The organism is Rhizobium ruizarguesonis, from assembly GCF_012349115.1.
Taxonomy (GTDB): domain Bacteria; phylum Pseudomonadota; class Alphaproteobacteria; order Rhizobiales; family Rhizobiaceae; genus Rhizobium; species Rhizobium ruizarguesonis.
In genome coordinates this window covers 1-666 of sequence record NZ_PQIG01000025.1, presented here as the reverse complement: position 1 = coordinate 666, position 666 = coordinate 1, and the positions used below count along the sequence as shown (strand labels likewise).

Genomic DNA, 666 nt, shown 5'->3' with positions numbered 1-666 from the left:
AATCTTGCGTCGGACCGGCTGAAGGAGATCCTGTGCAAGCGTGAGCAGCGCTATGTCGGGTCGCAGTTGACGTTTTCGTTTGAGCGCCAGCGGATCATGCTGGAAGAGACCGAGGTGACGCGTGGCCTGGTTGGCCGCTATGTCGAGACCTATGCCTATGCCGATGGCCGGCTGGACGTGCGCTGGAAAGGTCATTCCCTGCCCTACAAGGTGTTCGACAAGGACCAGCGGGTGACGCATGCGGCGATCACCGAGAACAAGCGGCTCGGCGATGTCCTGGCCTATATCAAGGAGCGTCAGGAGCAACTGCCGGCGCCCAAGGTCAGGACCAACAGCGAGAAGAATGGCTACACGCCGCGGGGCCGCAAGCCGGGTCGGAAGACGGATTTCATGAACGATCCCGCCGTCATTGCCCGACGGCGACAAGCGCTCTCTGGCCTCGATGCGGCGGAATGACTGGCTGCTCCAACTGTCAAAGCTAAAGCCGAAGGGGAGCATCTCACCCGCCCCCTCCCTTCCCTTGCAACCCGGTCCAGCCGGTCCGCTCGGGGGCTTGCCTAAGCGCAAGTGGACATGCCGAGTGTCGCATTTCTAAATAGCTGAAGACGCGCCCAAAGTGACACTTCTACTTTGCACACAAACGGACATTCCAACTTCCCCGCCACA

1 pseudogene is annotated in these 666 nt (G+C 60.7%); it reads left to right on the top strand.

The features are described 5' to 3' along the window. Positions 1-456: pseudogene (locus C3Y91_RS04330) on the top strand (ISNCY family transposase); the annotation flags it as partial. Positions 457-666 lie beyond the last annotated feature (210 nt).